4 protein-coding genes are annotated in these 9025 nt (G+C 71.4%); 3 read left to right on the top strand and 1 reads right to left on the bottom strand.

Annotated elements, in window-relative coordinates; genetic code table 11:
* Positions 1–211: 211 nt before the first annotated feature.
* Entirely contained in the window at positions 212–952 is a 741-nt protein-coding gene (locus ATL51_RS01750; RefSeq protein ID WP_100877433.1) for a hypothetical protein, read from the top strand.
* An 889-nt stretch (positions 953–1841) separates the two neighbouring features.
* Here the strand turns inward: ATL51_RS01750 and ATL51_RS29210 are convergent.
* Positions 1842–1964: a hypothetical protein gene (locus ATL51_RS29210; RefSeq protein ID WP_301548844.1), complete on the bottom strand. Its 123-nt coding sequence runs from the start codon at positions 1962–1964 to the stop codon at positions 1842–1844.
* Between the two features lie 93 nt (positions 1965–2057).
* On the opposite strand from ATL51_RS29210, the gene ATL51_RS01745 reads away from it, so the two are divergent.
* On the top strand, positions 2058–4298 hold the full coding sequence (locus ATL51_RS01745; RefSeq protein ID WP_100877432.1) for a hypothetical protein: 2241 nt from the start codon (positions 2058–2060) through the stop codon (positions 4296–4298).
* 18 nt (positions 4299–4316) lie between these two features.
* A complete protein-coding gene (locus ATL51_RS01740) occupies positions 4317–9023 on the top strand; it encodes a DEAD/DEAH box helicase (RefSeq protein ID WP_100877431.1) in 4707 nt (1568 codons plus the stop codon).
* Positions 9024–9025: the final 2 nt, after the last annotated feature.

Below are 9025 nucleotides of genomic sequence, written 5' to 3'. Positions count from 1 at the left end.
CACGGACTGCGCGGAGAGGTTCCGCCGCCTCGTAGTCGGCGCCGCGGTACCTGCCACCACCGGAAGTGCGGGTCGTCGCACGGTTCACTTATCGAGTCCTCGTCATCTGTTTTGAGGATCAGGCGAAACGGGCGAACGCCCTCCCCCGACACGGAGGTGAATCGGCCGTTCGGCCGCAGCACATCCGGCCGTCAGGCCCGAGGAGCACGGGATGTCCGAGACCACGCAGCCGCCTTCCACCGACTCGTTCGTCGCGGGGTACGTGACGACGGCGCCGAGTGTTCCCAAGCCGGTGTCGCTGCGCCCGCGTCGGTGGCCGCTGCTACTCGTACTCGCAGGATTCGTCGCAGGCGCCCTATCGGCGTCCCTGCTTGCGGTCGCCATCGGCTCCACCACCGTGCCGTCCGCGCCCGGTATCGCGACCGCTAGACCCGGCTCTCAGTCGACGGGGACCGGCTCTGCGCAGGCCACAAACCGAGCAGACAGCCCGCCGCCCGCGACCGCCCAGATCGGCGAGACCGTGACAAACGGCGGAATCGCCGTGACCGTCACTTCTGCCTCGGAAGTGCCATCGATCCTCGTCAACGAGACAAGCACCACGCGGGGATCCGGTTACGAGCCGTACACGCCAAGAGAGCCAGGCGACGGAGCGAAGTACTTCGCGGTATCTACTCGCCTGTTCAACGACACGACGGCGAGCATCGACCTCACTTGCGCGCTCCCTGTCGCGGACTTCCTGATCGACGACAAGGGCCGCCGCTACGACTCGATCGACGACCTCTACCGGATGCAGGTCAATCCTGACTGCAACGACAACCTCCAACCGGGCTTCGAGACGAACATGACCTACCTCTACCGTGTTCCGACGGCCGCCACGATCACAACATGGTCGTTCGCCGACTCGTCGAAGACGTCCTACGGACTCTCCCCCACCGTTGTCGAGGTCGACTGATGACCACCCGCTGGCACTGGATCACTCCCGCCCCCGGCTATCAGGGCGGGGAGCGACCGCGGAGCGCCTCGCTGCCCGCAGGCGAGTGGTGTTCCGAGCCGAGCACCCGCGTCGGTGATCTCGCCCTGCTGTATAGCCCCGGGCGGGAGAGCATTCTCGGGATCCTCTCGGTTCGTTCGGAGCCGCGGCCCTTGTGGAGTCCCGTCGGTGCCTAAGCCTGCCGGTCCGACATCGTCACGCGGTTCGAGTGGCCGAACCCAGTCCGTGAGGTCCCCGACGTCCCGTGGCGTCGATGGTCGGGGCTCTCGCCCTCGGAGCCAGTTCGGCTCAGCGCACAACAGTGGGACGCGGTCCCTCGTCGAGGGCTCGCCGTTCTCGTATGGCCCCTGCGCAACACCGTCACCCGCAGGGGTGGAACGATCACACTCCGCCGCGCGTCCGCGCTGGATCGATCATGCGTGGCGCGGTAGGGGTAAGGGCGAGGGGGACGGGCATGAGGCTGCCGACGCTCCGTGATGACGAACCGCCCACGTCCGCGTCCGTTCGGCCTCGTGATCTGCTCGACGACTCAGAGCGCCTGTACGACGGGGATCTCGTCGACGCGATCGGCGCCGATCCCGACCCGGGCGAAGCCCACCGCCGTGAGCTTCTCCTCCAAGCGCTCGCGGCGTACGAGCGGCTCCGTCTCCGCGAGGCGCCCGATTCCGATCCTGGCACGGTCTTCGCCAAGTGGCCCGCCTGCACCCTCATCGCGACGGCGTGGCTGGCCCGGCGCGCTGAGGATCTCACGGCCTCCCTGGCGGCGGTGCTCGGCGGTCCGGCGACCGGTTGGCTCGCAGGATGGGCTCACGCATGGGCCATGCACCCGGAACTGCGAGGCCACATTCACTCACCGGGCCTGACCGCTGCTGTGCGGGCCAGCGGCGCCGTCGGGTCGGTGGTGGCTGCGCCACTCCTGCGGCTCGATCTCGAACGAGGTGCACTCGTCGTCGCCTTCCCCGACGAACGCCACGGGGCTTCCGTCCTGGTGGGCGGGGGCGAGTGTCCTCGCGCCGGTAACGGGTTCCTGCTGGCGCGGCCTTCGCGGATCGCAACCTGCACGGACGTGCTCAGTGGCGTCCACGTCGTCGACGTCGTCGACATCACGGACCCGCTCATCATTTTCGACGAGACAGGATCCCGGCTGCCCGCCGGTGCCGCCCTACCCGCAGGCGAGGTCTGGGTTCTCCACCTCGGTACCCCCACGGCGGACGCGGTCGACGGGACCTGGCAGGTCCTGGAGCACGCGACGCCGCCCGTCGGGTGGTCCCGGTGGTGGCTCGCGCGGGTGTCGCTCGCCGGCGCGGCTGCCATCCGCTCGGCGGTGGACTTCGGGCCGCCGCCGGGTCCTTGGCGGCCGGTGCAGAGCACCGAACGAGCCGACCTGCTGCTCGGCGAACCCATCGAGGGGCTCCTGGGGCCGGACGGCGAGCCGGTCCACGGGGAGCCCCCGCGGCTCCGTCTGCCCGGAGGCGCGAGCCAGACCTGGACCGTCGAGCTGCTCCGCGACGGCGCGGCGCTCCCCCGGCGGTGGACCGCCTTCGGTGGTGCCGTCGTCTCACTCGCGGACGGGTCGACGGGGCCGTTGGTGGGGCGGTTCCGTGTCGCCGCCTCGGCGCCGGGGCATTCGCCGGTGCGGGCATCGGTAACCCTCGCCCAGGGCGTCACGCTGACGACGAAGCGCCGGCTGCGGCTGCTTCGTGAGAGCGGCGGACTCACCTCCGCCGACGTCAGGCTCAGCGCCCCTGCCGGGGTGCTGGTCCCCTCCGTCGTGTCGCTGAAGTCGATCGAGATGCGGACGTCGGTGACGATCCGTGCCGCGGACTCGACGCACCGCCTGGACGCCGTGGTCGAACTCCCCCACTGCGCGCTGCGGCGCCGGGTGGCGGGCGAGAACGGAGTCTGGGGCGTCCGGCCCGAGGCCTTCACCCTCGACGACCTTGCCCACGGCGCATGCCTCGACGTGCAGCTGCCCGCCCGCCTCCGCGAGGCGCTCGGTCACGTCCCCGCGCTGGTCGCCACCGATCCCGCGGGCGGCCGTGACCAGCTGGTCCGCGGAGCCCGAGTGGCCGACGGCGTGTACCGGTACCGGCTCGCCGAGCTGCTCGACTCTGTGCGCTCCGACGGCAGCCTCGCGCTCTCGCTCGTGCTCGGCGACGGCTTCACCGCGCAGGTCGCCCGGATCCGCGGTTCCGCCGTGGCCGAGGCGGTGCTCCGCCGCGGCGACGAGCTGCGTCTGGTCGACCGGGACCCCGCACCGGAGCTCGTCGTGCGGGTGACGTCGCCGCTCACGCCATGGCTCCGGCCGTGGGAGGTCACCGTCGCGCCCGGCGAGTCCGCCGTGCCGCTCGGCCCGGGTTATGTCCACGGTGGGCTGCTGGACGTCCGGGTTGGCGCACCCCACCTCGCCAGCCGGACAGACCGGTCCTTCCGCATCGGCGACCCGAACCGGGTGCCGACCGCCCTGTCCGGAGTGGAATTCCAGGCGGCTGCTTACCTGGCCGGCCAGGCGCCCCCGCCCACCGGGATCGCCGCCTACCGCCTCCTCTGGGCGGCCGCGGACGCAGGCGGACCCGCGACCGACGCGGGCAGCCGAGCGCTCGTCACCCAGGAGTGCGCCGCGGTCCTCGGCGAGCGTCCGTACGCCGCGCTGGTCGCCGGGGCCCGTACGGCGATGCCCGCGCACCGAACCGTGCCCATCCTGGTCCGCTCCGGGCTCGCCGCCCACCGGTTCGCCCGGGTCGACCGGCCCGAGACGATCACGCTGCTCTGGGAGAGCAGCCCCCTGCTGTCGCTGCTCCTCACCTCGCCGCTGCTGCCCTACCGCAGCGGAGCCGTGGACTGGTCTCCCGCTGAGCTGAGCACGGAGGAGGCCCTGCTCCTCGACGCCGCGGAACGATATGCCAGTCCCGCGGGGTTGGACATCCTGACCGGCGAGCGACGGTGGGACGGGCCCGTGCCCCCGCAGCCGCTTCTCGACGTGACGGACGCTCCATCTCCTGCCGCCACCACCGCGCTCACCGGTCTGGACGAGCTGCGCGCGTTCGCGCACGCCTCAGCGTTCGGCGAGCTGTTCTCGGTGCTCACGCACGTGCGCGCACCCGGAGCCTCCTCCCCACGGGAGGTCTCGCTCGGATTCGCGATCGTCGCCCGGCTCGCCGCGCACGGGGACCCGGACGCGGCGGAGGCCGAGCCCGGCCTGCGTGTCGCCTGGCTCGCCGTCGTCGCCGCCGACCCCGGCACGGCCGCCTCCGACCTCGCCCTGGCCGAGTACCTCGTCTCCCACTGGCACGCCCACCGTGCCTGACACCGCGAAGGAGCAACGGTGACGTTCGATCCGCTGGAGTCCAGCCGGGAGATCACCCTCGGCTACCGCCGATACCTGCGTTCCCTGCTTCCCCTGCGCGACGCCTCCCTGGCCTCGGCGCTGGAGCACATGATCGACACGAGCCCGCTGCTGACCAAGGGACCGCTGCTGGAGGCGACGCCCGCCTATATGCCCGGCGCGACCCTCGCGGAGCTCGTGGCCGAGGGAGTGCTCCCGGAGAGGTTCCTATCCCTCACCGGGCCCGAGCTCCCCGCGGACCGCCCGCTCTACCGGCATCAGGAGCAGGCGATCCGCAAGGTCCGGGCCGGACGCAACGTCGTGGTCGCCACCGGCACCGGCTCGGGCAAAACCGAGAGCTTCCTGCTGCCGATCCTCGGCCACCTCGCCGAGGAGTCCGCCGCCGGTCGGCTCGGGCCGGGTGTGCGAGCGCTGCTGCTCTACCCCATGAACGCGCTGGCCAACGACCAGATGAAGCGGCTCCGGCACCTGCTCGCGGACTCGCCGGAGATCACCTTCGGCCGCTACACCGGCGAGACCCGTGACTCTGTGCGGGACGCGGAGGCGACCTTCGCCCAGCTCCATCCACACGAACGCCGGCTGCCCAACGAGCTGCTCAGCCGCGCCGAGATGCGCGCCACGCCGCCGCACATCCTGCTGACCAACTACGCGATGCTCGAGTACCTCCTGCTCCGGCCGAAGGACCTCGATCTCTTCGAGGGCGACCACGCCGGGCAGTGGCGGTTCGTCGTCGTCGACGAGGCCCACGTCTACGACGGAGCCAAGGGGGCGGAGCTCGCGATGCTCCTGCGCAGGCTCCGCGACCGGGTGTCGTCGGGCCGGGACCTGCAGGCGATCGCGACGAGCGCGACGGTCGGGGCCAAGGACTCCCCGGCCGCGGTGACCCGCTTCGCGACCGACCTCTTCGACCTGCCCTTCGAGTGGAACGACGACACACCGGGCAGGCAGGACCTCGTGACCTCGACCGTCGTCGCGGCCCCGGACCGACCGACGTGGGGGCCGCTCCCTGCCGGCGACTACGCCCGGCTGGGTGCGCACGTCGATCACACCGACGTGCTGAAGGCCGCCCGCGACCACGGCTGGGACGGGCCCGATGACGCGGTCGCCGCCCTCCGCTCGGAGTCCCGGCTGACCGCGTTCCGCACCGCGCTGTCCACGGGACCACGCCCGTTCGCCGACGTCGCCCGCACGGTCTTCGGTGAGGACGTCGAGCAGGAGCGGCACCTGACCGACCTCGTCCGCCTGGCGGGGGCGCTACGGGCCCCCGACCGGTCCCCGGCGCTCTCGTCGCGGTTCCACCTCTTCGTGCGGGCCACCGAGGGCGCATTCAGTTGCCTCGGCCCGGACGGCCCTCACCTCGGGTTGAGCCGTCGGGAACGCTGCGAGACGTGCGAGCGGGTCGTCTTCGAGCTCGGTGGCTGCCAGCGCTGCGGTGCCGCCCACCTGCACGGCGCGCTCGACGACAGCGGCCCGGTCCCCCGCCACGTCCCGTGGAAGGCGGGCGGGCACCGACGCCACGCCTGGCTGCTGCTGGAGGACGGCGACAGCACCGATCGCACGCCCCACGACGAGGACGACGCCGCACTCGAGGAGGAGAAGGCCACCGAGGGCGACCGGCGTTACCTCTGCACCGGCTGCGGAGCCGTGCACCTCGACCAGCCGCTGAACTGCGGTGCGGGCGACTGCACCGCCGGCGACTTCCGGACGGTCCAGCTGCTGTCGTCCGAGTCCGCGGCCCTCGGCTCCTGTGCTGCGTGCGGGGCGCGGGGCACCCGGTTGATCCGGCTCCTGGAGAGCGGCGGCGAGGCCTCGGCGTCGGTACTCGGCTCCGCGCTCTATCAGGCACTCCCCGCCGCGGACGGGCCCTCGTCGGATCTGCCCGGCAACGGTCGGAAGCTCCTGTTCTTCAGCGACAGCAGGCAGACGGCCGCCTACTTCGCGCCCTACCTGGAGGACACCCACCGCAAGCTCGCACAGCGCCGGATCCTCACGATGGCGCTGGCCGACCACCAGCGGATGGAGCGAGAACCGGCGAAGCTCGACGGCCTCGCCCACTATGCCTACCTGGCCGCCAAGCGGGAGGGGGTCTTCGACGAGGACGCCTCCTCCGTCGTCGCCCGCCGCGAGGCCCTCGAGTGGACGGTCCACGAGGTGATCAGCTTCGACGACCGCCAGTCGCTCGAAGGTGTCGGGCTGATGCGCGTCGAGATGGTCCACAAGGCCACATGGGCGCTGCCGGGCTGCCTGGCCGGCCTCGGCATGACCGACGAGGAGGGCTGGAACCTCCTGCAGGAGCTAGTCCGCACCCTACGGTTCCAGGGCGCCATCGACATGCCTGAGGAGGTGCCGCCCAACTCGCCGATCTTCGAACCGCGCACCGGCCCCATCTACGTCCGCGGCGACGGCTCCGACGCCAAGCGGAAGGTGCTGAGCTGGCTCCCGACGACGGGTACCAACCGGCGGATCGACTACCTCACCCGTGTGCTCGAGTCCGTGGGATCGACGGCGGCGCCGCGCGCGCTGCTCGATGCGGTCTGGATGGCGCTCGACCCCGTCGGCACACCGGGCAAGGAGGGTCCGCACAGCTGGTTCTCGGTCGTCTCGCCCAAGGACCTCGGCCCCGTGCGCAGGCTCAACCACCTACGGTTCCGAATCCGACCGGTCGAGGAACAGGAGCAGCTCTTCCGGTGCGAACGGTGCCGTCGGATGGCCGGGGTGTCCGTGCGCGGGGTCTGCCCCACGCTGCGCTGCGACGGCATGCTCGAGCCGTGGGTCCGGCCCCGCGCCGCGGAGGAGCGCGACCATTACCGGCACCTCTACCTTGACGCCAAGCCGGTGCCCATGAAAGTCATGGAGCACACCGCCCAATGGACGAGCCAGAAGGCCGCCGAGATCCAGGGGCAGTTCGTCAGGGGCGAGGTCAACGCGCTCTCCTGCTCGACGACCTTCGAGCTCGGCGTGGACGTCGGCGAGCTGCAGGCGGTGGTGCTGCGCAACATGCCACCGTCAACCGCCAACTATGTCCAGCGCGCCGGTCGGGCGGGCCGACGCTCCGACTCCGCCGCCCTCGTGCTGACCTACGCTCAGCGTCGGTCGCACGACCTCACCCGGTTCGCCGAGCCGGAGAAGATGATCGCGGGTGAGATGCGCCCGCCGATCGTGCCGCTGGAGAACGTGCGCATCGACCGGAGGCACGCCCACTCCGTGGCAATCGCCGCGTTCTTCGGCACGATGAAGCGGCAGTTCGCCCGCGAGTGGACCACCGCGGGCGAGTTCTTCCTGCCGCCTGTTCCCACACCGCCCGACTGGGTCGGCCCGGTCGCCCAGCTGCGGCGGTTCCTCACCCCCGTCCCCCGCCGGGTCCGGGACAGCCTGCTGGAGGTCCTGCCCGCGGACGTCGCCGCTGAGATCGACGTCGGGTCCGGCGCCTGGGCCGAGGTCCTCCTGGACCTCGTCGAACAGGCGGGGCAACAGCTCGCGCAGGATGTCGAGGACTTCACCGAACGCGAACGCACCGCCGCGGCCGAGGCGAACTACGCCCTCGCGGGCCAGTGCAAGCGGGTCATCGCCACCCTGCGCAGCCGCCAGCTGATCGGATACCTGGCCAACCGGAACGTGCTCCCCAAATACGGCTTCCCGGTCGACACGGTGGAGCTGCGCACCGACCGGCTGCAGGGTGGCATCGACAAGCCGCTGGAGCTGACCCGGGACCTCACCATGGCGATCAACGAGTACGCCCCGGGTGCCCAGGTGATCGCGGGCGGGTACCGATGGACCTCGGGCGGGGTCTACCGGCTCCCTGGGAAAGACCTCTTCCGGCAGTACTACACCGTCTGCGAGACCTGCGGGCACTACCGGCAGGATGCCTCACCGCCCGCAGCCGAGTGTCCCGCCTGCGAGACCATCCAGACCAAGGCCGCAAAGGCGTACGTGGTGCCGGAGTTCGGGTTCGTCGCCTCGGAGAGCGTCCGTCAAGGATCGGGGCAGGCACCTCGTCGTTCCTGGTCCGGGGCCACCTACATCATCGACTCCCACGCCGACGTCGAGGAGGACGTCGTCCGGTTTCCCACCGGAGCGGAGCTGCGCTGGCGCTCCGGTGCTCGCGGTGAGTTCGTCGTGGTCAACGAGGGCCCGAACCGGGGCGGCTACCAGCTGTGCGACTGGTGCGGGTTCGGCACCTCGATGGTCGCCGGGCGCAAGAAGGCGAAGAGCCACAAGCACCTGCTCAAGGGGACCGAGTGCGCCGGCCCGATGCGGTCGCAGAGCCTGGCGCACCAGTACCAGACGGACTTCGTGGAGCTGGAGCTGCCGCCCGACACGACGACGGTTGTTCCCGAGCCGGGGCTGCGATCCACCGTGTACGCCCTCCTGGAGGGTGCCGCCGCCGAGCTCGAGATCAGCCGGGACGACATCGACGGCACCGTGCACCACGGTGGAGACGGCGTTCCGTCGTTGATCCTCTTCGACACGACGCCAGGAGGCGCGGGGAACACCCCTCGGATCGCGCGGCAGCTGGCCACCGTGCTGGAGGCGGCCGTCCGACGGGTGGCCTCGTGCGAGTGCGGGCCGGAGACCAGCTGCTACGGCTGCCTACGCGCCTTCCGCAATGAGCGCTATCACGAGCAGCTCAGCCGAGCGGGTGCCCTCAACCTGCTGGGCAGGTTCGTCCCGGTCCCCGAGGTCTGACG

This window comes from Pseudonocardia alni, assembly GCF_002813375.1.
Classification (GTDB): Bacteria; Actinomycetota; Actinomycetes; order Mycobacteriales; family Pseudonocardiaceae; genus Pseudonocardia; species Pseudonocardia alni.
The sequence above is the reverse complement of the archived record's forward strand: the minus strand, read 5'-3'. Positions and strand labels throughout refer to the sequence as shown.